This window comes from Muricoccus harenae, assembly GCF_009848505.1.
Taxonomy (GTDB): domain Bacteria; phylum Pseudomonadota; class Alphaproteobacteria; order Acetobacterales; family Acetobacteraceae; genus Roseomonas; species Roseomonas harenae.
This window is the reverse complement of sequence record NZ_WWDL01000009.1, coordinates 120,541-143,648: the sequence shown is the minus strand read 5'-3', so window position 1 is coordinate 143,648 and position 23,108 is coordinate 120,541. Positions and strand designations below refer to the sequence as shown.

Annotated in this window: 20 protein-coding genes; 13 read left to right on the top strand and 7 right to left on the bottom strand. The window is 69.8% G+C overall.

Translation table 11 applies throughout. The features are described 5' to 3' along the window. On the top strand, positions 1-114 hold a 114-nt coding region (locus GSE44_RS09185), incomplete at its 5' end, for a transposase (RefSeq protein ID WP_159348494.1). A 91-nt stretch (positions 115-205) separates the two neighbouring features. Here GSE44_RS09185 and GSE44_RS09180 read toward each other — a convergent pair. From GSE44_RS09180 to GSE44_RS09170, 3 genes are all read right to left on the bottom strand, one after another. Further along, a complete protein-coding gene (locus tag GSE44_RS09180; RefSeq protein ID WP_159348493.1) occupies positions 206-538 on the bottom strand; it encodes a hypothetical protein in 333 nt (110 codons plus the stop codon). Between the two features lie 104 nt (positions 539-642). Continuing rightward, entirely contained in the window at positions 643-1,095 is a 453-nt protein-coding gene (gene bcp, locus GSE44_RS09175; protein WP_159348492.1) for a thioredoxin-dependent thiol peroxidase, read from the bottom strand. Next, positions 1,092-4,073, bottom strand: coding sequence for a bifunctional [glutamine synthetase] adenylyltransferase/[glutamine synthetase]-adenylyl-L-tyrosine phosphorylase (locus GSE44_RS09170; RefSeq protein ID WP_159348491.1), 2,982 nt, complete (start codon positions 4,071-4,073; stop codon positions 1,092-1,094). The genes bcp and GSE44_RS09170 overlap by 4 nt, the downstream gene beginning before the upstream one ends. Positions 4,074-4,159: 86 nt before the next feature. Here GSE44_RS09170 and GSE44_RS09165 point away from each other — a divergent pair, with 86 nt between their 5' ends. The 4 genes from GSE44_RS09165 to GSE44_RS09150 all read left to right on the top strand — a co-directional run bounded on the left by GSE44_RS09165 (position 4,160) and on the right by GSE44_RS09150 (position 10,214). After that, positions 4,160-7,312 (top strand): YhdP family protein, encoded by a 3,153-nt coding sequence (locus GSE44_RS09165; protein ID WP_159348490.1) that lies wholly within the window; start codon positions 4,160-4,162, stop codon positions 7,310-7,312. 65 nt (positions 7,313-7,377) lie between these two features. Continuing rightward, a complete protein-coding gene (gene dctP / locus GSE44_RS09160; RefSeq protein WP_235924661.1) occupies positions 7,378-8,391 on the top strand; it encodes a TRAP transporter substrate-binding protein DctP in 1,014 nt (337 codons plus the stop codon). 2 nt (positions 8,392-8,393) lie between these two features. Continuing rightward, positions 8,394-8,927: a TRAP transporter small permease gene (locus tag GSE44_RS09155; RefSeq protein ID WP_159348489.1), complete on the top strand. Its 534-nt coding sequence runs from the start codon at positions 8,394-8,396 to the stop codon at positions 8,925-8,927. A gap of 6 nt (positions 8,928-8,933) precedes the next feature. Further along, entirely contained in the window at positions 8,934-10,214 is a 1,281-nt protein-coding gene (locus tag GSE44_RS09150; protein WP_159348488.1) for a TRAP transporter large permease, read from the top strand. Positions 10,215-10,315: 101 nt separating this feature from the next. On the opposite strand, the gene GSE44_RS09145 is transcribed toward GSE44_RS09150, so the two are convergent. Both GSE44_RS09145 and GSE44_RS09140 read right to left on the bottom strand, forming a co-directional pair. Further along, entirely contained in the window at positions 10,316-10,852 is a 537-nt protein-coding gene (locus GSE44_RS09145; RefSeq protein WP_159348487.1) for a carboxymuconolactone decarboxylase family protein, read from the bottom strand. A gap of 190 nt (positions 10,853-11,042) precedes the next feature. After that, positions 11,043-11,594 (bottom strand): peroxiredoxin, encoded by a 552-nt coding sequence (locus GSE44_RS09140; protein ID WP_159348486.1) that lies wholly within the window; start codon positions 11,592-11,594, stop codon positions 11,043-11,045. A gap of 147 nt (positions 11,595-11,741) precedes the next feature. Between GSE44_RS09140 and GSE44_RS09135 the strand changes: the two genes are divergently transcribed. Then, a complete protein-coding gene (locus GSE44_RS09135) occupies positions 11,742-12,650 on the top strand; it encodes a hydrogen peroxide-inducible genes activator (protein WP_159348485.1) in 909 nt (302 codons plus the stop codon). A gap of 7 nt (positions 12,651-12,657) precedes the next feature. Here the strand turns inward: GSE44_RS09135 and GSE44_RS09130 are convergent, their stop codons facing one another. Beyond that, on the bottom strand, positions 12,658-14,271 hold the full coding sequence (locus GSE44_RS09130; RefSeq protein ID WP_159348484.1) for an amidohydrolase: 1,614 nt from the start codon (positions 14,269-14,271) through the stop codon (positions 12,658-12,660). Further along, positions 14,271-15,590: an NAD(P)/FAD-dependent oxidoreductase gene (locus tag GSE44_RS09125; protein WP_159348483.1), complete on the bottom strand. Its 1,320-nt coding sequence runs from the start codon at positions 15,588-15,590 to the stop codon at positions 14,271-14,273. The genes GSE44_RS09130 and GSE44_RS09125 overlap by 1 nt, the downstream gene beginning before the upstream one ends. Before the next feature lie 98 nt (positions 15,591-15,688). Between GSE44_RS09125 and GSE44_RS09120 the strand changes: the two genes are divergently transcribed. The 7 genes from GSE44_RS09120 to ggt all read left to right on the top strand — a co-directional run bounded on the left by GSE44_RS09120 (position 15,689) and on the right by ggt (position 23,038). After that, positions 15,689-16,804, top strand: a complete 1,116-nt coding sequence (locus tag GSE44_RS09120; RefSeq protein ID WP_159348482.1) for an extracellular solute-binding protein — start codon at positions 15,689-15,691, stop codon at positions 16,802-16,804. A gap of 3 nt (positions 16,805-16,807) precedes the next feature. Then, complete coding sequence (locus tag GSE44_RS09115; protein WP_159348481.1) at positions 16,808-17,743, top strand: 2-hydroxyacid dehydrogenase; 936 nt, start codon at positions 16,808-16,810, stop codon at positions 17,741-17,743. Position 17,744: 1 nt separating this feature from the next. Beyond that, positions 17,745-18,515, top strand: coding sequence for a class II aldolase/adducin family protein (locus GSE44_RS09110; RefSeq protein ID WP_159348480.1), 771 nt, complete (start codon positions 17,745-17,747; stop codon positions 18,513-18,515). Then, on the top strand, positions 18,512-19,618 hold the full coding sequence (locus tag GSE44_RS09105; protein WP_159348479.1) for an ABC transporter ATP-binding protein: 1,107 nt from the start codon (positions 18,512-18,514) through the stop codon (positions 19,616-19,618). Before GSE44_RS09110 ends, GSE44_RS09105 begins: the two co-directional genes overlap by 4 nt. After that, positions 19,615-20,460, top strand: coding sequence for an ABC transporter permease (locus GSE44_RS09100; protein WP_235924660.1), 846 nt, complete (start codon positions 19,615-19,617; stop codon positions 20,458-20,460). The genes GSE44_RS09105 and GSE44_RS09100 overlap by 4 nt, the downstream gene beginning before the upstream one ends. A 4-nt stretch (positions 20,461-20,464) precedes the next feature. Next, on the top strand, positions 20,465-21,250 hold the full coding sequence (locus tag GSE44_RS09095; RefSeq protein WP_159348478.1) for an ABC transporter permease: 786 nt from the start codon (positions 20,465-20,467) through the stop codon (positions 21,248-21,250). Between the two features lie 135 nt (positions 21,251-21,385). Continuing rightward, positions 21,386-23,038 (top strand): gamma-glutamyltransferase, encoded by a 1,653-nt coding sequence (ggt, locus tag GSE44_RS09090; protein WP_235924659.1) that lies wholly within the window; start codon positions 21,386-21,388, stop codon positions 23,036-23,038. Positions 23,039-23,108: the final 70 nt, after the last annotated feature.

Below are 23,108 nucleotides of genomic sequence, written 5' to 3'. Positions count from 1 at the left end.
AACTTCTTCGCCAAGCTCAAGCAGTTCCGTGCCATTGCCACCCGCTACGACAAGACCGCACGTAACTTCCTCGGCGCGATCCACCTCGCCGCAGCCTATGTCTGGCTCATCTGAGGACAGGCCCTAGCCGGGCACGGCCGGGGGGTCCATGGCGGAGAGTGGTGCGCGGCGGGTGCCGCGCGCCACGCCCAGGCGCCTCAGCCGCTCAGCGGGTGAAGTTGAACTCCATGATTCCGCAGGTGTTGACGTTCCGCCGCTCCTTGTCCGAGCCGTCCTCGAAGACCACGCGGATGTCGTTGCGGCACTGACCGGCCGGCAGGACGACGTTCAGGCCGCGGCCGGAGGGCAGGGTGTTGTCGCCGAGCCGGTCGCGGCCCCAGTTGTTCACCGCCGAGGAGGAGACATAGACCTCGCTGATGGTCACCCCGGTGTGGTTGTTGAGCCGGAAATCGGGGTTGTTGCTCTGGGCGAGTGCAGTGCCGGAGAGAAGGGTCGCTGCGAGGAGCATCAGCGGCAGGCGGACGCGGGAACGGAGCATTGTTGGTTCTCTGTCGAATCGCAGCCCGGAATGGGCGGCGGCGCGCTTATCCACCGCATTGATGAAAAAAGGACCCGCCCCGGGATCCTTCTTTCTTCGTTATTTCAGGCCGCTTTCAGGAGCAGGGCGGCATGCTCGGCCGGCTTCACCTTGCGCCAGATCGCCTCGACGCTGCCATCGGCACCGACGAGGAAGGTGCTGCGCTCCATGCCCATGTACTTGCGCCCATACATCGACTTCTCGACCCACGCGTCATAGGCGCGGGCGAGGGACTGGTCGGCATCCGAGGCGAGCGGGAAGGTCAGGCCGAACTTCGCGGCAAAGGCGTCCAACTTCTTTACCGGGTCGGGCGAGACGCCGATCACGGTAATACCGGCCTTCTGCAGCGCGGACAGGTTCTCCTGCACGCCCTGGGCCTGGACGGTGCAGCCTGAGGTATCGGCCTTGGGGTAGAAATAGAGGGCGTAGCGCTTTCCCCGCAGCAGGGCTGCGCTGATGCGCTTGCCGCCGGCGCCCGGAAGGTCGAATTCCGGCGCCCTGTCCCCGACAGCGATCATGCGGCCCCCTTCTGCGGCAGCGGACCAAGATGGCGCTCGAAGGATTCGCGCACCCCGGCCGCGATGCCGCGCATCTGCCCGCGGAGGGCAGGAAGGTCAACGGGCGGCTCCTCGCAGGCGGGGGCGAGGCCGCGCAGCAGCGCATGGGCAGAGGCGGGGGGCAGCGCCTCGGTCGTGACGCGGCCGACGGTGAGGCGGAGCAGGGATTGCAGGCTCCGCCAGAAGCGCTCCGCCCGGATCAGCGAATCGGCCTCCGCCTTCCCCAGCAGCCCGGCGCGGGCGAGGTTGGCGAGGGCGTCGCGGGTGGTCGGGGCGACGATCCGCGGATGGCTGGCGGCATGGGCGCATTGCAGGGCTTGGGCGATGAATTCCACCTCCACCAGCCCGCCGGGAATGGCCTTCACGTCCCAGGGCCCGTCGGGGGGAAGGTCCCGCAGCATCCGGACGCGCATCGCCAGGGCGTCGGTGATGGCCTCGGGGCCGGCATGGAGCGCCAGGGCCCGGTGGCAGCATTCCATGATGCGTCGGCGCAGCGCCGCCGGGCCGGCAACGGCGCGGGCGCGAGTGAGCGCCATGCGCTCCCAGGTCCAGGCCTGGCCGCCCTCGCCCGTGCTGGGGCCGTAATAGCGTTCGAAGGCGGCGATGCTGGCGGCGACCGGTCCTTTGTTGCCTGAGGGGCGGAGGCGCATGTCAACCTCATAGGGCTTTCCCTCGGCCCCCCGCGCCGTCAGCGCCGCTACGAACTGTGCGGCCAGCCGGGCGAAATAGGTGGAGACGGCCAGAGGCTTCGGTCCGTCGCTCTCGCTGGCGTCTTCCGCATGATCGTAGATGAGGACGAGGTCGAGGTCGGAGCCGGGCAGCATCTCTCGTCCGCCGAGCTTGCCCATCGCCACCACCGCCATGGCGCCCCCGGCCACCTTGCCGTGGCGGGTGGCGAAGTCCTTCGCGACCTGGGGAAGCAGGCAGGTGATGGCGGCATCGGCCAGCTCGCTGCGGGCGATACCGGCGGCATCCACGTCCAGCGCGCCTTCCAGCGCGGCCACATCCACCTCGAACTTGCCCTCGGTGATCAGGCGGCGGGCGGATTCCAGCGCCTCCTCGTAATGGCGGGCAGCGCCGATCAGGGCGGGGAGGGCCGCGGCGGCCTGGCCGGTGCCGCCGGACAGCAGCCCTTCCAGCGCCGCCGGGTCGCGCGCCAGGTGGTCCGCCAGGGCGGGGGCGGCGCCGAGAACCCCCGCCACCCGGTCCAGCAGGGCCGGGTTGCGCTGGAACAGGCTGAGCACCTGCACCCCTGCCTGCATGCTGTCGAGCAGGCGGTCGAAGCGCGCCAGGGCGGCATCGGGCTCGCGCTGGCGGGCGAAGGCGGTGAGCAGGGTGGGCATCAGCGTGGTGAGCAGCTCCCGCGCCCGCTCGCTGCGGGTGGCGCGGCGGTGGCCGTGATGCCAGGCCCGCACCATGGCCGAGACACCAGCGGCATTGGCGAAGCCCATGCTGGCGAGGGTCTCGAGCGTGGCGGGATCGTTCTCGGGCCCGGTGAAGACGAGATTGCCGCCTTCGAACCCCTCCCCGCCGGGCAGAGAGAGGGAGGGAGCGGCCTCGAACTGGCGCGAATACTGGCTGGCCACCCGGCGGAGATGGGCTGTGAGCGCCGTGGAGAAGGATTCGCTGTCGGGGAAGCCCATGAAGGAGGCGATGCGGGCGAGGCCGTCCGGGTCTTCGGGGAGCCGGTGAGTCTGGCGGTCGGCGATCATCTGGAGGCGGTGCTCGACGTCGCGAAGAAAGACATAGGCATCGGCAAGGTCGGCGGCCGCGCGCCGGTCCATCCGGCCTGCGGAGGCGAGGGCGGCAAGGGCGCCAAGCGTGGTCGGGTCGCGCAGCGCCGGGTCGCGGCCGCCCCAGATCAGCTGCGCGACCTGGGCGGTGAACTCGATTTCGCGAATTCCTCCCCGGCCCAGCTTCACGTCATGCCCGGCCACCGCGATCTCGGCACCGGCGCCGCGACGGGTGCCGTGCACGACGTGGATCTGGCGCTTGATGGAATGGATGTCCGCGATCATCGCGAAATCCAGATGCCGCCGCCAAACGAAGGGGCGGATCTCAGCGAGCAGATGCTCGCCCAGTCCCCGGTCTCCGGCCAGCGGGCGCGCCTTGAGCATGGCCGCACGCTCCCAGTTCTGGCCGAAGCCCTCATAATAGGCGATGGCGGCGGGAATGGAGACGGCCAGCGGAGTCGCGGCCGGGTCGGGGCGGAGGCGAAGATCGGTCCGGAAGACGTAGCCCTCTGCCGTGCGTTCCTCCAGAAGCCGGACGAGATCGCGCGCGAGGCGCACGAAGGTGGATTGCGCGCGGTCGGGATGGGTCGCGGCGGCCGGATCGAAGAGGACCATCAGATCCACATCGGAGGAATAGTTCAGCTCGCGCCCGCCGAGCTTGCCCATGCCGAGGACGACCAGGCCGGAGCCCTTGCTCGCGGCCTTCGGGTCGCGCTTCGCGGCATTGGGCAGGTTGATCTCCCCGCGCGCCGCCGCCTCCCGCAGGAGATGCGCGCAGCCGAGGTCGATGCAGGTTTCGGCCAGGGTCGAGAGGGCGCCGGTCACCTGGTCCAGGCCCCATTCGCCGGTCAGGTCGGCGGCCGCGACGATGAGGGCGGCCTGGCGCCGGGCCTGGCGCAGCGCGGCGCCGAGTTGAGAGAAGCTGGCGCCGGGATCGGCACGGCCAAGCGGGTCCAGCGCCTGGGCGAAGGCGGCGTCGGCGCCGCGTTCGCCCAGGCGGAGCAGGGTGGTCGCCTCGCGCAGGGCGAGATCCGCCAGGAACGGCGAATGGCCACCCAGCGCGGCGAGCAGGGCGCCGCCGGCCGGCGAGGCGGCATAGGCGGCCTCAGCGGCGCCGCGGGCGGCGAAATCCTCGGTCAGCCGTCCGGCCGCGCCCGTGTCGAACGGGGCGGGTGGGCGGCGGCGGTCGGGCTGGGTTTCGGACATGCGGGGGAAGGCAAGGCGTGACGCGGCTTCCCGGTCAAGTGGGTCGGCTCGCGGCGAAGGGGGTTTCGTTCCTCCTGCGGGTAACGATGCTGCTCCTGATCACGGTCGGCGTCGGGCTGGCGGCGCTCGGTTGGCGTCTCGCGCAGGGGCCGATGCCCATCCCTTCCATCCGGGTCGTGAACGAGGAGGTGGCGAAGCGGCTGACTGGCATGACGCCCGGGCTGCGCATCGCGTTCGGCCAGGCCTGGGTGGCCTGGGACGGGTGGAAGGACGGCAGGCCAGAGCCGCTTTTCCTACGGCTGGACGGTTTGCGCGCGGTGGATGGGGCGGGGGCGACCCGCGCCTCGCTCACCTCGGTAGAGGTGTCGCTGGCCTTGCCGTCGTTGCTGCGCGGGGTGGTGGCGCCGGTGCATGTGCTTCTGCGCGATCCGGTGGCGCTGCTGCGGCGGGACCAGCAGGGAGAGCTCTCGATCGATCTCGGCATCTCGCCCGGGCCCGGGGTCGCGCCCAGCGCGGATGGCGCCACGGAACCGGCGCTGGGCGACGCCGGCCCCGAGGCGGAGAAGGAGACGCTGGCGCGGTTGCTTGGGCCACCCCATCCCGATTCGCCCCTGGCCGCGCTGCGCGAGGCGCGGATCGAAGGCGGGATGGTGCAGGTGCGGGACGAGCCGCTGCAACTCGCCTGGGCGATGCATCGCGTCGCGCTTTCCATCAACCGGGCGGAGGATGGCCCGCTGGTGACGGCGGGCTCGGGCAACCTGCATCTGGCGGGTCAGGCGATCCCGGTGCGGATCGCCGGCCGTGCGGCCGGAGAGCCGCCGGTGGCGGAGATGTCAGTCGAGATCGATGACGTCAGCCCGCCGGCCCTTGCCACGGCACTGCCCTTGCTGCGGCCCCTCGCGGCGCTCGACGCCCGGCTCGGGGCGCGGTTCAGCGCTCATTACGACTTCGGGAACGGGGACTTCGGCGGGCGGGCGGAGCTGCGCTCCTCCTCCGGGCAGATCGCGGCCGCGGACCGGCGCACGCCGTTCGAGGCGGCGAATATCGTTGTGACCGGGGATGGGCGGCGGATCGAGGTGGAGCGCTTCGAGTTGAACCTGGCGCCGGGCCGCCCGGGCGAGCCGGGGCCGAGGGTCACGGCATCGGCCCGGGCCGACCGGCAGGAGGACATGTGGCGCGGTCGGCTGGAGCTTGGAATCGACGCGATAGCCGTGGCGGATTTCGGCCTCTACTGGCCTCCCAATGTCGCCCGGGGTGGGAGGGAATGGGTGATGCAGAACCTGACCGCCGGCGTCGCGCGCGATGGGCGCTGGTTCGTGGAAGGGGAGGCGTCGGCGGATTTATCCACCGGGCGGGTGACGGATGCGGGCGGCAGCGTCCGGGCCGAGGGGGTGATGGTGCATTGGCTGCGGCCCATCCCGCCGCTGGAGGGGGCGGACGGGCTGGTCACCTTTTCCAGGCAGGACATCGTGATCCAGGCCACTGCAAGACGGCAGTCGGGCGGGGCGCTGACGGTGCCGGAGGCGCGGGTGCGGCTCTACGACCTTGCCGGGCCGGGGGTGGAGAAGGCGGAGATTGATGCCCGCGTGACCGGGCCGCTCAACGACGTGCTGGCCATCGTGCGGCATCCGCGGCTGCACCTGTTCGACAAGCGGCCGCTGGAGCTGGGCCAGGCTGGGGGCAGCGTGGATGCGAGGCTTTCCATCGGCCTGCCGCTGCTGAACGACCTCCCGATCGAGGAGCTGCGGGTCTCGGCGGAGGGGAAGGTCGCCAATGGGCGGATCGCCAATGTGGCGGCCGGCCAGGCGGTGGAGCGGGCGCAGCTCGATGTCTCGCTGACTACGGCGGGAATGCGGATCGGGGGAACGGCACGGCTTGGCCCGATCCCGGCGCAGCTGCAGGTGGAGCTGGATTTCCAGAGTGGCCCGCCGAGCCAGGTGACGGAGCGGGTCCGGCTGGAAGGTCGTGCCGAGGCGGCAGACCTGCGGCGATTCGGAGCGAATGTGGCGCCCTATCTCAGCGGGGCGCTGGGCTATTCGGTGCAGGCGGAGCGGCGGCGCTCGCGGGAGTCACGGGTGGCGGTGAAGACGGACCTGCGGGAGGCGCGGATCACCCTGGCGCCCTTCGGCTACACCAAGCCGGCCGGCGCTGCCGCCTCGGCCGAGGCGGTGGTGCGGCTGCGGGGCGAGGAGTTGACGGCCGTGGAGGGGCTGCGCGTCCAGGGGCCGAACCTGCAGGTGCAGGGCGGTATTTCCTTTGGGCGCGGCAACAACCTCGCGGGGGCAGAGGTGCTGGAGGCGCGGATCGGGACCAGCCGCTTCAACGGCAGCGTGGTTTCGCCTCAGTCGCCCGGCGCGCCCTGGCAGGTGCGGGCGCGCGGGACCGTGCTGGATGCGCGCGGGCTGCTGCAGGATTTTGGCAAGGGCCGCGATGGCGAGCGGTCCGGCGGCTCCACCCCGCTGCGTCTGGATGCCGCCTTCGACCGGGTGCTGCTGGCGGAGGGGCGGGCGCTGGCGCCGGTGCAGGCCGCGCTGTTCGTCGATGCGGCGGGCGTGCTGCGGGAGCTGCGCGCTTCGGGCCGCGGCATGGGCGGCGGCGGCTTCGAGGCCGTGGTGGTGCCGCGCGGCGCCGGGCGGGCGATGGAGGCCAAGGCGGATGCCTTCGGCACGCTGATGCGCGACCTCGGCCTGTTCGATGCGGTGGATGGCGGGGCGCTCCACATGTCCGGGGAATGGTCCGGCAATGCGCCGGACTCTCCTCTGACTGGCATCGCGCAGCTTCGGGACTTCGGGGTGCGGCCGGCGGCGGCGATCGGAAAGTTCCTGCAGGCGCTTTCGATCTATGGCATTCCCGAGGCCGCACGGGGGCCTGGGCTGCGCTTCACCCTTCTGAATGCGCCTTTCACACTGACCCCGCAGGTGCTGTCGCTGAGCCAGGCCCGGGCTGTCTCGGCCTCGCTTGGCATCACGGCCGAGGGGCGGATCCTGCGGCAGGCGGAGCGGATCGACATGCGTGGGACGGTGGTGCCGTCCTATGCGGTGAACAGCGCGCTGGGACGCATCCCCGGGATCGGCCGGCTGTTCACCTCCGAACATGGCGGCGGGCTGTTCGCTGCCAGTTTCCGGGCCACAGGGAAGCTGGACGATCCGGACTTCCAGCTGAACCCGCTCTCCATTCTGGCGCCGGGGGCGCTGCGGGGGCTGCTGACGCAGCCCGAAGGAGATGGCGCGGGCCGCTGAACCGCGCTTGACCGTCGCGGGGCGTCGCCGCAAACCCGCGGGCAACATCTCCGGAGGGACGCCCGATGAACCTGCCTATCAGCCGACGCCATGTCCTGGCTGCGCCGCTCGCGGCCGCTCTGCCGCTGCCAGCGATGCGCGCCGCCCGGGCGCAGGGCGCCACGGTGATGCGGCTGTCGCACCAGTATCCGCCATCCCACCACATCGCGCAGGTGCTGAACGGCTTCGCGCAGGATGTGAAGACGCGGTCCAACGGAGCGGTGGACGTGCAGGTCTTCCCCGCGGAGCAGCTGGCCCGGGTGGCGGAGAACTTCCCCGGCGTGGCGCGCGGCGCCTTCGAGGCGGCGGTGGCGACGAACTTCACCTGGGGCAACACCATCCCCGAGATGTCCGCCCAGACCATCCCCTATTTCTTCGCCGATCTGGAGAAGAACCGGCGCTTCCCCGCCTCCGAGGCGCGGAAGTTCCTGGACCAGCTGACCTCGCGCCGTGCGGTGCGCTCGGTCGCCTGGCTGTTCACGACCAACCGGGCGATCTTCACCTCCCAGCGCAAGCCGCTGCTGGCGCCGGAGGATTTCCGCGGCGTGAAGATCCGCGGCATCAACAGCCTGATCGACCAGGCGCTGACCGCGGTGGGCGCCGCCCCGGCCGCGACGCCGGCGCCGGAGGTGGTAGGGGCGCTGCAGTCCGGCGTGCTGGATGCGGGGCTGACCGACGTGTCCGCCGCCGTGTCGCGCCGCTTCTACGAGGTGCAGAAGTTCGGCACCGTCTCGCCCTTCTTCAGCGTCTCCACCCAGGTCTATGTGAACCCGCGCTGGTGGGACGGGCTGCGGCCCGAGGCGCGGCAGGCGATCGAGGCGGCGCTGGCCAAGGCCGAAACGGATGCGGTGGAGGCGACCGTCCGCACCGCCGATGCCGCCGTGGGCGAGCTGCGGGCCAAGGGCATGACTGTGCATGAGCAGACGCCGGAGCAGGTGGCGCAGTGGCGGGATGCCATGCAGAAGCCGGTGATGGACGCCTTCCTGAAGCTGACGCCGGAGAACGGGCCGCGGCTTCTGGACCTGTTGCGGGCGGTTTGACGATGCAGCGCGCCGTCGCCCTTCTTTCGCGGATCGCCTGCGGGCTCGCCTCGGTCTCGACCGTGGTCTGCCTTCTGCTGATCGGGGCGTCGGTGGTGGCGCGCTACCTGTTCCATACGCCGCAGCCCTGGATCGACAAGGTGGCCGGCTGGCTGGTGGTGGCGCTGGTGCTGCTCGCCGCGCCGGAGGCACAGCGACGCTTCGAGCATATCGGGGTGGATATCGCGGTGAGCCGGCTGGGGCCGCGGCTGACGCGGGCGGCGCATGTCGTCGGCGCCGCCTCGGTCGCGGTGGTGGCGGCGATCCTGCTCTGGGCAGGCTGGGAGGCGGTGGAGTTCTCCCGGATGGTCGGGCTGATGACCGACATCGAGGGAGTGCCGGAATGGTGGATCCAGGCCTTGCTGCCCATCGGGTCCGCCGTGCTGCTGCTGGTGGCGCTGGCGCAATGCGTGGTGCTGCTGACCGGCGGCACGCCCGAATACCTGCCGACCGGCGACGAGGAGCTGCCGCGCGACACGCTGGCGCGCGGCGAGTAGGAACGCATGTCCTTTCTGATTCTGATGGCCGCGCTGATCGGCCTGCTCTACCTCGGCCTGCCGATGTTCGTGGCGCTGTTCCTGCTGCCGCTCGGCGTGCTGCTCTGGGTCGAGGGCGGCATTCCGGCACTCGGCGAGATCGTCATCGGCAATCTGAATGGCTACCTTCTGGTGGCCATCCCGCTCTTCATGATGATGGCGCATGTGATGGTGCGCGGGCGGGTGGTGGACGACCTGTATGGTGCCGCCTTCGCGCTGCTTCGGAAGGTGCGCGGTGGCGTCGGCATCGCGACGGTGCTCGCCTGCACGGTCTTCGCGGCCATCTCCGGCTCCTCGGTTGCGACTGCGCTCACCATCGGCAAGATCGCGATCCCGCAGATGCTGCGTTATGGCATGTCCCGCAAGGGCGCCTTCGGGGTGGTGGCGGGAGGCGGCACGCTGGGCATCCTCATCCCGCCCTCGGCGCCGATGGTGCTCTATGCCTTCGTGACCGAGACGAGCGTCGGCGCGCTGTTCCTGGCCGGGCTGGTGCCTGGGCTGATGATGGCGCTGGTCTTCGCCCTCTATGTCTATCTCACCGAGGGCCGCGCCGTGGCGCCGGCGGATGATCCGCCGCCCGAGCGGATCGGCACCTTGATGCGCCGCGCCGGCTGGTCGATGACGCTGCCGATCTTCGTGCTCGGCGGGATCTACATGGGCGTGTTCACCGCCACCGAGGCGGCGGGAGCGGGGACGCTTTATGCCGTCCTCATAGCGGGGGCGATCTATCGCACCCTGACCTGGCGGGACCTGTGGGACGGGGTGCAGGACGCGACGCGGACCAGCGCGATGCTGCTGATGATTATCGCGGGCGCCGCCGTCTACGGCTACATGCTGACAAAGATGCACATCCCGCAGGAGCTGGCGGCGCTGGTGACCGAAATGGGCCTGTCGCGCACCGGCTTCCTGGTGGCGATGATGGTGCTGCTCTTCATCCTCGGGCTGGTGCTGGAGAGTTTCAGCATCATCCTGCTGACCATGCCGGCCGTGCTGCCGAGCCTGGCGATGCTGGGCATCGACAAGGTGTGGTACGGGGTGCTGCTGACGCTGTCGCTGGAGATGGCGCTGATCAGCCCGCCAGTGGCGATGAACCTGGTGGTCATCAAGGCGATCACCGGGGCGCCGCTTGCCGAGGTGAACCGCTCGATCATCCCCTACATGCTTATGCTCGCCGGCGGCACCGCGCTGCTGATCGCCTTTCCGGAGATCGTGCTCTGGCTGCCGCGCCAGGCGGGGTACGGCGGCTAGGGACCGACGCTCCCTCCCTGAAACGGCATGGGGCCGCCAGCCTCACGGTGGCGGCCCCACACGGGCGCAGTCCAGGGAGGCGATGACCGCCCTGGGATAGGTCAGGCGGCCTTGGCCAGCGCGTCCTCGCCATCGAGCACGGATGCCACGGCATGCACGACCGCCGCGATGCGGACGGCGGCCTGCACCTGCTCCGCCGTCACGCCATGCTCGCGCACGACCTTCTCATGGCTCTCCATGCACATGCCGCAGCCATTCACCGCGGAGACGGCCAGCGACCACAGCTCGAAATCCACCTTTTCCACGCCCGGCTTGGCCATGACGTTCATCCGGAGCTTGGCGGGCATCTTGGCGTAGTCGCCATGCACCATGTGCGTGAACCGGTAGTAGATGTTGTTCATGCCCATGATGGCGGCGGCGGCCTTGGCGGCGTTCAGCGCCTCGGGCGAGAGCTTCGGGCCGAACTCGGCGATGATCGCGTTCGAAACCTCGGCATTGCGGGAGGCCAGGGCGCTGACGACGAAACAGCCGGCGCGCTGCTGCTCGGACAGGACCGGCTCGGTCGAGAGGCTGCCGAGGTTCAGGCGCAGGTCGCGGGCATATTCGGGCAGCCGATCGCGCAGGGCGTCGAGGGACATCATCGTCTCCGGATTATGGGGGAAAGCGGTGGGCGGGATCGGCCCGCGAGGCCCCGGGGGCCGGTCCGGCTCACCGCTCCCGCGTGGTCAGGCCACGCGGGAGGGCAGGCGGGACCATCCCCGGGGGGAGGGCGGTCCCGGAGTCGGGCCGCATCTCCGGGGGAGGAGAGCGCGGCCCGTTAGACGCGCTTCAGGCGGCCTTGAGGACGTCCTCGCCCTTCTGCCAGTTGCACGGGCAGAGCTCGTCGGTCTGCAGCGCGTCGAGGATGCGCAGCACCTCCTGCGGGTTGCGGCCGACGGAGAGGTCGTTCACGCCGACATAGCGGATGATGCCCTCGGGATCGACGAGGAAGGTGGCGCGCAGGGCAACACCCTCGTTCTTGTCGAGGACGCCGCACTGGGAGGCTAGCTCGCGCTTGATGTCGGCGAGCATGGCGAAGGGCAGGTCCTTCAGGTCGGCATGGTTGAGGCGCCAGTTCATGTGCACGAACTCGCTGTCGATCGAGACGCCGTACACGACGGTGTCACGGTCCTCAAACTCGCGGTTCAGCTTGCCGAACGCCACGATCTCCGTCGGGCAGACGAAGGTGAAGTCCTTCGGCCAGAAGAAGACGAGCTTCCACTTCCCGGCCTCATCGGCCTCGGTGACGGTGGTGAAGGCGGTGTTCAGGTCCAGGCCCTTGGCGCCGCCCTGGACGCCGGTCAGCTTGAAGGAGGGGAAGCGATCGCCGACTGTCAGCATGCTGGTAGTTCTCCTGGAGTGGGTGCGCGCCGGCCCGTGCACAGGCCGGGGGACGGGGCGCCGCGAGGCGCCTCGCTGCACTGCACTATCCTACGGGGCGGCTGGGGTTCCAATGAATTGTTTTCGAGTGGATGATCGGCCACATCGATGACAGCCCTCCCCAGCCCCCAACAACTCCGCTACCTCGTTGCCCTGGCCGAGCAGGGGCATTTCGGCCGCGCGGCCGCGGCCTGCGCGGTGACGCAGAGCACCCTTTCGGCCGGTGTGATCGCGCTGGAGCGGCAGCTGAACGCCGCGATCCTGGAGCGCGGGCCCTCCAAGCGCCCGGCTTTCACCCCCGTGGGGCTGGAACTGGTGACGCGGGCGCGGGAGGCGCTTTCGGCCCTTGCCGCGGTTTCCGAGGCGGCGCAGGCGGCACGGGAGCCGCTGACCGGGCCTTTGCGCATGGGGGTGATCCCGACCATCGGGCCCTTCCTGCTGCCCCGTCTCATGCCGGCGCTGCGGAAGACGCATCCGCGGCTGCAACTCTGGCTGCGGGAGGACCTGACCGGACGGCTGGGCGACGAGTTGGAGGCGGGGCGGCTGGACCTGTTGCTTCTGGCGCTGCCGGCCGGACTGTCCGGGGTCGAGAGCATGGTGGTGGCGGAGGACCCGTTCCTCGTCGCCATGCCCGAGTCGCACCGGCTGGCGGAGCGTTCCGCCGTGCCCATGGCGGCGCTTGCCACCGAGCGGCTGCTGCTGCTGGAGGACGGGCATTGCCTGCGCGAGCATGCGCTGGCCGCCTGCCGCCTTCCTGCGGCGCGGGCAGGGGAGGGATTCTCGGCGACCTCCCTGCACACGCTGGTGCAGATGGTGGCCGGAGGGCTGGGCGTGACGCTGCTGCCGCGGCTGGCTGTGGAGGGCGGGGTGCTGACTGGGGCGAACCTGGCGCTGCGGCCATTGCAGGAGTCGGCCGCGCGCAGCCTCGGCTTGGCCTGGCGCAGCCGGTCGCCGCGGGCGGCGGAGTTCCGGGGGCTGGCGGAGGTGGTGCGGGGGGCGATCGCGGGCGACGGATAGCGCCCGTTCAGGCGCGAAAGCGCTCCACGCCGCCCACATGAGTGGAAAGGACCCTCGTGGTGGCGATGGCGGCGGGGTCGCCCTCGAGGATGTCGGTGTCGAGGATAGCGAAATCGGCAAGGAGGCCGGGGGCGATGCGGCCTTTCTCATGCTCTTCGCGCTGCGCCCAGGCGGCGAGGGTGGTGTAGGCGGCCAGGGCCTCGCGAGGGGTGACGGCTTGGCGGGCGTCGAGGTCGGCGCCGGTGGTGGTGCGACGGGTAACCATTGCGGCGAGGGCGGTGAAGGGATTCACGCGGCAGACGGCGAAGTCGGAATGGCCCGGGGCCGGGACGCCCGCATCGATGAGGGCGCGGTGCGGCCACATGTGGCGCATCTCCTCCTGGCCGCGATTGGCGACATAGGCCTCGCCCAGCTCGTCCATGAAGCCGGTGGCAGAACTGTCGACGAAGCCTCCGCGCTTCAGGCGGGCAAGGATCTCCGGCGTGACGTTGCAGCAGTGCTCGACGCGCATGCGGTGGTCCTCCACCGGATGAGCGGCGAGGGCGGCCTCCATCACGTCGAGGGCGAAGTCGATGCCACGGTCGCCGACGCCTTCGATCATGACCTGCAGCCCGGCCTTGTGGGCGGCGGTGGCGCGGCGGGTGAGGTCGTCCTTCTCATAGAGGAGCATGCCGGTATTCGGCACCGGTTCGCCGGGAATGGGGGTGCCGCGATAGGGTGCATGATAGGCGGCGGTGCGGCCGGAGGTGGAGCAGTCCGGGCACCATTCCACGCCGATCAGGCGCAGGGTGTCATCGCCGAAGCCGGATTGGATGCCGGCGGCGATGAGCGCCTCGATCAGCCCGTCCTCGCGGCCAGAGGCGATGATGCCCAGGCGGAGGCGCCAGCGGTTCTCCCGCTTCATCTGCTGGTAGGCGCGGATGGCCTTGGAGGGGCAGAGGGAATTCGCGATGGAGGTGATGCCATGGGAGAGACACTGGTCCTGGACCAACTCCATGCCCTCGGCGATGTCCTCCTCCGTGTCCTGCCCATGGACGGCGTTGAGGAAAACATGGGCGGCGGTTTCGCGCACCAGCCCGGTGAAGCGGCCCTCGGTGCGGTCGAAGCGGCCGAAGGGCGGATCGGGCGTCTCCTGGGTGATGCCGCAGGCGGCGAAAGCCGCTGTGTTGGCGAGGCCGAGATGGCCATCCGTGCGGAGGATGAAGAGCGGGCGGCCGCCTGTGGCATCGTCGAGTTCCGCCAGGCTCGGATAACCGCCGCTGGCGCGCTCGTTGAGGCGGTAGCCGGCGAACCAGCGGCCCGGCGGCAGGGTGGCGCAGCGGGCGCGGATGATGTCCAGCAACTCGGCGCGCGTGCGGACGCGGTCGGGCGATAGGAGTGTCCAGCTACGCAGGCGGACGGCATAGGCGTCAGGATGGTTGTGCCCGTCGACGATGCCGGGAATGACCCGGCGCCCTCCGGCATCGAGCAGGCGCGTGCCCGGTCCCGCCAGGGAGCGGATGGCGGCGTCGCCGCCGGTGGCGAGAAACCTGCCGCCGAGCACGGCGAAGGCGGTGCAGTCGCCGCCCTCATCCATGGTGGCGACGCGGCCATTGGTCAGGATCAGGTCGGGTGCTGGCATCAGGCGGCAATCCGCTCGAGGCGGTCGCGCAGCCGGTACCAGCCGCCGACCAGCGGCAGGAACCAGGGGCGGCCGCGATAGGTCGGGGCGGTGGGGAAGGGCAGGTCGGCGAGGGCGAAGGTCTCGTTCTCGGCTCCTGCGATGCGCAGCCCGGCGCGGTGGCCGAGGAAGCTGGCCATGGCTACGCCGGAGCCCTGGCAGCCGGCGGCATAGTGGATGCCGTCCTGTGTGCCGAGATGCGGCAGGAAATCGAAGGTGAAGGCGACGTTGCCGGTCCAGGCATGGGTGATGCGGAGCGACTTTAGCTCCGGAAAGACTGCGGTCATGAAGCCGTGCAGCACCGGCGCCGCCGCCTCGGGCGTGGTCGGGCCGAAAGAGGCGCGGCCACCCCAGAGGATGCGCGTGCCGTCCGGCGAAGGGCGGAAGTAGTTCAGCACGCGCTTCGTGTCGCTGATCATGCGACGGCCGGGAAAGAGGCGGTCGATCGTCCCGGTCGGCAGTGTTTCCGTGGCGATGATGTAGGAGCCGACGGGGATCAGGCGGCGCGCGAGCCAAGGCATGGGTGTCCCGCCCCGGGCGCCGAGGGTGTAGCCGTTGGTGGTGACGAGGACGGCATCGGCGTGCAGCCTGCCGCGCTGAGTTTGCAGCAGAAAGCCGCTGCCGTTCCGCGCGATGCCTCCAACCTGCGTGGAATCCACCAAGGTGGCACCGGCGGATGCGGCGGCTTCGGCGAGGCCGCGTGCATATTTGCCGGGATGCAGGCTGCCGGTGGCCGCGGCCAGCAGGCCGCCATGGTAGTGGTCGCTGCCCAGCGCCTCGCGCTGGCGATCGCGCGGCAGCATGGAGGCGGGAAGGCCGGTGGCCTGCTCGATCGAGGCCGCCCTCTGCGCCTGGGCGCGGTAATGCGCGGGCGTCCAGGCGGCGGCAAAGCGGCCGCAGCGGGTGTAGTCGCAATCGATGCGCTCGCGCGCGATCAGCTCCTCAATGAAGGGGAAGGAGGCGGCGGCATCCCGCGCGATAGCGGCGGCGCGTTCCGCGCCATGCGCCTTCGCCAACTCGGCCGAGGCGAGCTTCAGCCCGCCGGAAACCATGCCGCCGTTGCGCGAGGAGGCGCCCCAGCCGATGCGCCCTGCATCCAGCACCACAGGCCGGTGGCCGAGGCGGGCGAGGGTGAGCGCGGCGGAGAGGCCCGCATACCCGCCGCCGATGACCGCGACCTGGACATGGTCGGGCAGCTCGGCAGGGCGCGCGGCGGGCTCCGCGGCCTCCCACCACCAGGGCCTGGTTCTGAAGCCTTCGGCGAAGAGAGGGTGGCTCATTGCGTCCGGGACCCGGCTGGTATCAAACTTGCTGAGCTCATGCTCACGGGCGGTCAGGGTTGCGCCGCGGCGCGACCGGCACAAGGGGGACGACAGCGATGTCGCAGAGCTTCCATGAGGATTGCATCGATCTGGCCAGGCGGGCGCTGCAGCGCGGCACGGTCGATCGGCGAGGTGCGCTGCGGGCTCTGGGCGCGTTGGGATTGCTGCCACTCGCGGCACCAGGGAAGGCCTCCGCGCAGGGTGCGCGGGAGCTGGTGATCGTCAACTGGGGCGGCATCGCCAATGAAGGCTTCGGGCGCTTCTACGGTGCGCCCTTCGAGGCTGCCAATCCGGGCTTCAAGGTGGCGATGAACAGCACCGGGCCGTCGGCCGGGCGCATCAAGGGTATGGTCGAAAGTGGTTCTGTCACCTGGGATCTCTGCGACAGCTCGGCTTCCTCGGCGCGCGTGCTGGGCAAGCAGAACCTCGTCGCGAAGATCGACTATAGCATCGTGAAGAAGAGCGACGCGATCTCCGAGGCCTTCACGCTGGAATACGGGGCCGCGCCCTACTCCTTCTCCTCCGTACTTGCCTATGACAGCGCCAAGTTCCCCAATGGGCCGCCGCAGAACTGGGCGGATTTCTGGAACCTGCAGAAGTTCCCCGGCACGCGGCTGCTGCGGCGCGATGCTCTGGCGGTGCTGGATGCGGCGCAGATGGCACTGGGGAAGGATCCGGCCAATCTGTATCCGCTGGACACGCGCGCCTGCCTCGCGAAGCTGCGGGAAATCCGGCGCAACGCGGTGTTCTGGGCGAATGGCTCCGAGAGCGAGCAGTTCCTGCGCACGGGGGAGGCGGTGATGGGCCAGATCTGGCACACCCGCGCGAAGGTGCTGGAGCAGGAGACGAACGGGCGCATCAAGTTCATCTGGAACCAGGGGCTGCTACAGGCGGGTATTTTCGTGATCCCACGCGGGTCGCCGGGCGGGGTGAACACGCAGCGCCTGCTGGCGAGCATGCTGGCCAATCCGGAGCCGCAGGTGGAATTGCTGAAGTTCCTCGGCAACGGCCCGACCAACCCGCGCGCCGCCCCGCTGGTGCCCGCGGATTTTCGCCGCTTCAACCCGACAGATCCCGAGAATGCAAAGCTGCAGGTCACGTTGAATGGCGATTGGTGGGGTGACAACTACACCCAGCTGAACCAAGACGTGGTCGACATCATCACGGGCTGAACCATGCTTGTCGTAAAGGCCGATGGCGCGAAGACGCGCCAGAAATGGTGCGAGTTGCTTTCCGAGATGCGGCCCGGCCTGGTGGCGAAGCCCTTCGACGCGCCGGACCTCCGGGCGGAGGAGGCCACCTATGTGCTGACCTGGGAGCCGGATCCGGGCTGGCTCGCCAGCCTGCCGAATCTGCGGGCGATCTTCTCGCTCGGTGCGGGGGTGGACCACATCACGCGTGATCCGAGCTGGCCGCGCGCGGTGCCTCTCGTGCGGATGGGCGGGGAGGAAGTCGGGCAGCGCATGGGCGAATACATTGCCTGGGCCTGCCTGACGCTGCTGCGAAACGGCCGGGACTTCGCTGTCGCCCAGTCGGAGAAGCGCTGGACCTACAAGGTGGGCGATGACACGGCGCGGGACCTCACCGTGGGGATCATGGGGCTCGGCGCGCTCGGTGCGGCCGCCGTGCCGATGCTGCGCGGGTTAGGCTACCGCGTGGCTGGATGGTCGCGCTCCCGCAAGGAGGTGGAGGAGGCCGAGAGCTTCGCGGGCGAGGCGGAGTTGGACGCCTTCCTGGCGCGCAGCAACGTGCTGGTCTGCCTGCTGCCCGCCACCGTCGAAACGGCCGGGATCGTGAATGCCGGGCTGCTGGCGAAGCTGCCGCCCGGCGCCGGCTTCGTGAATGCAGCGCGCGGGGCACATGTGGTGATGCCGGACCTGGTTGCGGCGATCGAATCCGGGCAGGTCTCGGGCGCGGTGCTGGATGTGTTCGATCCGGAGCCCCTGCCCGTGGACAGCCCGCTCTGGTCGCATCCGAAAATCACCATCACGCCGCATGTCGCCAGTGTCGCGCGGCGGCGGGCGCGGGCACGTTATGTGGCCGACGCCATCGAGGCCTTCGAGGCCGGCGGAACCTTGCCGAACCTCTATGATCCCGTGCGGGGTTACTGACATGCCGCTTCCCCCGCCGCCCGTCCGGCCCGACCCGGCGCATGTGCCGACCGAAATGGAGCTTCGGCGCGACCTGGCGGCCGCCTACCGGCTGATCGCGCATTTCGGGATGACGGACCTGGTGTTCACTCATCTCTCGGTGCGCGTGCCGGGTGAGGGGCATCGCTTCCTGGTCAACCCCTGTGGGCTGCTGTTCGAGGAGATTACCGCCTCCTCGCTTGTGCTGGTGGATGCGGAGGGAGAGCCGGCGCAGGAGACGAACTGGCCGGTGAACCCGGCGGGCTTCGTCATTCATTCCGCGCTGCATCTCGGCGCACCGAACGCACAGTGCGTGATGCATACGCATACGCTTGCAGGCATGGCGGTGGCCGCGCAGCAGGGCGGGCTGCTGCCGCTGAACCAGATCAGCACGGAGTTCCACGACCGGGTGGCGCTGCACGACTACGAGGGGATCGCCGCCGACGACAACCTGGGTGAGCGCGAGCGGCTGGTGCGGGACATGGGCGACAAGCCCTGCATGATCCTGCGTCATCACGGGCTGCTGACGGTGGGCCGCACCGTCGCCGAGGCCTTCTACTGGATGTATTATCTGGAGCAGTCCTGCCGCATCCAGATCGCGGCGCAGTCCAGCGGCGTGCCACTTTCCATTCCTCCGGAGGATGTGGTGCGGCGCGCGCGCGACCAGATGGGGAACAGCCCGGTGAAGGGCTGGCTGCCCTGGCAGGCGCTGCGCCGGAAGATGGATCGCGAGCAGCCGGACTACGCGACGTGAGTGCAGTGGCGGGGCATGCGCTGTCGCTGCAGCGCGTCTCCAAGCGTTATGGCGACTTCGTCGCGGTGCAGGACGCTTCGCTGGAGGTGGCGAGCGGGCAGTTCCTCACGCTGCTCGGCCCCTCGGGATCGGGAAAGACCACGATCCTGATGATGATCGCGGGCTTTGTGGAGCCAACCGAGGGCCGCGTGCTGCTGGATGGGCGCGACATCACCGCCCTGCCGCCGGAGCGGCGGGACTTCGGCATGGTGTTCCAGGGCTATGCGCTCTTCCCGCATATGACCGTGGCGGAGAATGTCGCCTTCCCATTGCGCGTTCGGAAGCTGGGACGAGCGGAGCGGGATGCCAAGGTGCGCGCGGCGCTCGACCTGGTGCAGCTGGATCGCTTCGCGGAACGCAAGCCGTCTCAGCTTTCGGGCGGGCAGCAGCAGCGCGTGGCGCTGGCGCGCGCCCTGGTGTTCGATCCGGCGCTGCTGTTGCTGGACGAGCCGCTTTCCGCGCTGGACAAGAAGCTGCGCGCCGAGTTGCAGGAGGAGCTGAAGGCGCTTCACCGGCGCGTGGGGCGCACCTTTATCAACGTGACGCATGACCAGGAGGAGGCGCTGAGCCTCTCCGACGAGATCGCCATCCTCAACCATGGGCATCTGATCCAGGTGGGCGCGCCCGAGACGCTGTATGAGCGGCCGGCAACGCGCTTCGTGGCCGATTTCCTCGGCAAGTCGAACTTCATCGAGGGCGAGGCGGAGGCGGATGCTGGTGGCTTTGTCTTGCGGCGCGGTGCGGCGCGGGTGGTGGCGAGCGGCGCGCCACGGGCTGGCCGCACGCTGCTGTCGCTGCGGCCGGAGAAGATCGCGCTGCTGCCGGAAGGCGCCACCGAGGACAATGTGGTGGAGGGACGGATCGCATCCTGGTCCTATGTGGGCACCGGCTATGCGTTGACGGTGATGACGCCGGATCTGGGCAATATCCGCGTGCATCTCCCGGCCTGGCGAATTCCCGTATCTCCGGCGGAGGGGCTGCCGGTGCGGCTGGGTTGGGCGCGGGACGCGGCGGTGGCCGTGGCGGAGGATCCGGGCTCGCCCGTTCCAGGCGGCGTCGCGTGACGCCGAAGGGCCGGCATGCGGCGGGATGGTGGGCGCTGATCATACCCGCCCTGCTGCTGATGACAGCCTTTTATATCGCGCCAATCCTGCAGGTGCTGGCGATCAGCGTCACGGAGCCGCAGCCGGGTCTCGGAAATTACGAGCGGCTGTTTACCAGCGAGAGTGTACAGCGGGTGATCGGGACCACGCTGCGCATCGGTGTCATCACCACGGCGATCGCGCTGCTGCTCGGCTATGTGCTCGCCTATCGCATCGCCATGTCGGGCCCGAAGGCGCAGCGCTGGTGGCTGCTGGCGGTGCTGGTGCCGCTCTGGATCAGCGTGCTGGTGCGGGCCTTTGCCTGGGTCACGCTGCTGCGGCGGCAGGGGCTGGTGAACCAGGGACTGCTTGCCACCGGCGTGATCGACCAGCCGCTGGCGCTGGTGTGGAACGAGTTGGGGATCGTCATCGGCATGGTGCACTACATGGTGCCCTATGCGGTACTGCCGATGCTCTCCTCCATGCGGGAGATCGACCCACGCGTGTTGACGGCGGCGCGTGGGCTGGGAGCCGGGCGGATCCGGACCTTCCTGCGGGTCTTCCTGCCGCTGTCGCTGCCAGGGTTGATCGCGGCAGGCGTGCTGGTCTTCATCTTCTCTCTCGGCTTCTACATCACGCCTGCGCTGCTCGGCGGCGGCAAGACGCTGATGGTGGCGGAATGGATCAAGCTGCAGATCCTTGATCTCATCCGCTGGGGGCTTGGGGCGATGATGGCGACCGTGCTGGTGGTCGCGATCCTGGCGACGCTTGCGGTCCTCTCGCGTCTGGTGAATCTGCGGCGACTGTTCGGGGCGGGGAGCTAGGCGCATGGGCGGGCACCGGCCGGGATGGCTGAACGGAACGCTCGCCTGGGCGACGGTGATCTACCTGATCCTCCCGATCACCATCATCCTGCCGGTCTCGCTGACCGACCAGCGCTTCCTCTCGCTGCCCTATGAGCGCCTTTCGGCGCAGCACTACGTCACCCTGCTGACGACGCCGGCCTGGACCAACGCCATCCTGCAATCGGCCTGGATTGCCACCGCCTCCACCCTGCTGGCAGTGGTGCTGGGCACGCTTTGCGCCATCGGATGCTGGCGGCTCTCCCGGCGCAGCACAGATCTCGTGCGCGCGCTGATGCTGCTGCCGATCATCATCCCCACCATCACCTATGCGGTCGGGCTTTACCGGTACTTCGCGCGGCTCGGGCTGCTGGACAGCTTCACGGGGGTGGTGATCGCGCATGGGGTCACCGGCATTCCCTATGTGGTGATCACCGTCTCCACCGCGCTTGCTGCCTTCGATCCGCGGCTGGAGAGCGCGGCGCGGGGGATGGGCGCTTCGCTCGGCCAGACGCTCCGCTGGGTGATCCTGCCGCGGATCATGCCGGGCATTGTCTCGGGTGCCATCTTCGCCTTCATCCATTCTTGGGACGAGCTGGTGGTGGTGCTGTTCATCGCCTCCCGCCGTGTCTTCACCCTGCCGCGCAAGATCTGGGACGGGATCAACGAGAACCTGGACCCGGCTATGGCGGCGGTGGCGGTGCTGCTGGTGGGAATGACAGTGCTGCTGCTGTTGATGGACTTGGCGCTCCGGCGCCGGCGCACTGGATAATGCAACCTGCCGGATCCTGATTTCCTTCCGCCATAGCACACCACTCCGGCTGCCCCTTGACGGAGCAGTAACGGCGGCGGCCACTTCGGCGAGCGCGCCTTTCCGGGCGCGGGTCCTTGGAGGGGGTCTTGCGGCATGACGGAGAAGCGCAGCGCCACGGGCGACAAGGGCATGGTGGTGACGAACCACCCGCTCGCCTCCGCCGCCGGGGCGGAGATGCTGCTGGCGGGTGGCAATGCCGTCGATGCCGCGATTGCCGCGCTGTTCACCTTAACGGTGGTGGAGCCGATGATGGTGGGCATCCTCGGCGGCGGCCTCGCGCATCTGCGCCTGCCGGATGGGCGCCATGTGGTCGTGGATGGCTTGTCCACCGCTCCCGCGGCGGCGCGGCCGGACATGTACCGCACGGTTTCCGACAGCTTGCCGGATTATCTGGACACCGAGGGTGCCGAGAACCGCGTGGGGCCGCTCGCGATGGCGGTGCCGGGCGCGCTGCGCGCCTGGTGCCAGACGCTGGAGCGATACGGCACGCTGCCGCTCGCCGATGTGCTGGAGCCGGCGATCCGCCATGCCGCGCGCGGCTGGCGTGCCACGCCCTATCTTTCCGACTGCATCGGCGATTGTGCGGCGGAGATGATCAGCGATCCCGAGCTGTCCGCAATCTTTCTTCCGGGCGGCGCAGCCCTGCGGCCGGGCGACCGGGTGGTGCGCGGGGATTATGCCGAAGCGTTGCGGCTGATTGCCCGTGCAGGGCCGAAGGCGCTGCATGGAGGCGAGCTGGGTTCGGCGGTCGCGGAGCATATGCGGCGCAGCGGCGGGCTGGTCTCGCTGGAGGACCTGCGCGCCGCGGCGCCGTTCGAGCGCGAACCGGTGCGCAGCCCCTATCGGGGTTACGAGATCGTCGGTCCGCCGCCGCCCTCCTCCTCCGGAGTGCATATCGCGCAGATGCTGAACGTGCTGGAAGGCTTCGACCTCCGCGCCGCCGGCTTCGGCACGCCGGACGGGCTGCATCTACTGGCCGAGGTGTTGAAGCTGGCCTTCGCCGACCGCTCTGTCGCCACCGCCGATCCCGCCTTCGTCGATGTGCCGGTCGCGCGGCTGATCTCGAAGGACTATGCGGCGGCGCGGCGCGCGGAACTGCGGATGGACCGGGCGCAAAGCTGGCGTGCCGGGGCGATGCTGCGGGAATCCGCGAACACCACCCATGTGACGGTGGCGGATGCGGGCGGCACCGTCATCTCCTCCACCCAGACCATCAACAACTTGTTCGGCGCGCGCTTCGCCATTCCCGGCACGGGGATGATCGCGAACAACTACATGTACAACTTCGATCCGCATCCGGGCCAGGCGCTGTCCATCGCGCCGGGCAAGCGCGTCTTCACCTCCATGGCGCCGATGATGGTGCTGCGGGACGGGGTACCGCTCTACGCGCTGGGCCTGCCGGGCGGGCTGAAAATCTTCGGCTCGGCCATGCAGGCCATTGTGAACCTGCTGGACCATGGCATGGGACTGCAGGAGGCGGTGGAGGCGCCGCGGATCTGGACCCAGGGGCATACGCTGCATCTGGAGCCGGGGATCGTTGCCGCGGCGGCCGACGCGCTGGAGGTGCGCGGCCATGTGCTGGAGCGGGTGAGCACCGTCGGCGGCGGCATGAACGCTATCGCCTTCGCGCCAGACGGAATGATGACCGGTGCCGCCTGTTGGCGGGCGGATGGCACGCCGGTCGGCGTAGCGGGCGGGCTGGCGCGGCCGGGGGTGCGCTTCATCCTGGAAACGGGGCGGCGTTAGGCGCGGGCGCGGCGGGAAAAGAGCGGCCCCGCCGCGGGGGATGTGCCGGGCCAGCGTGGCCCGGCACTCC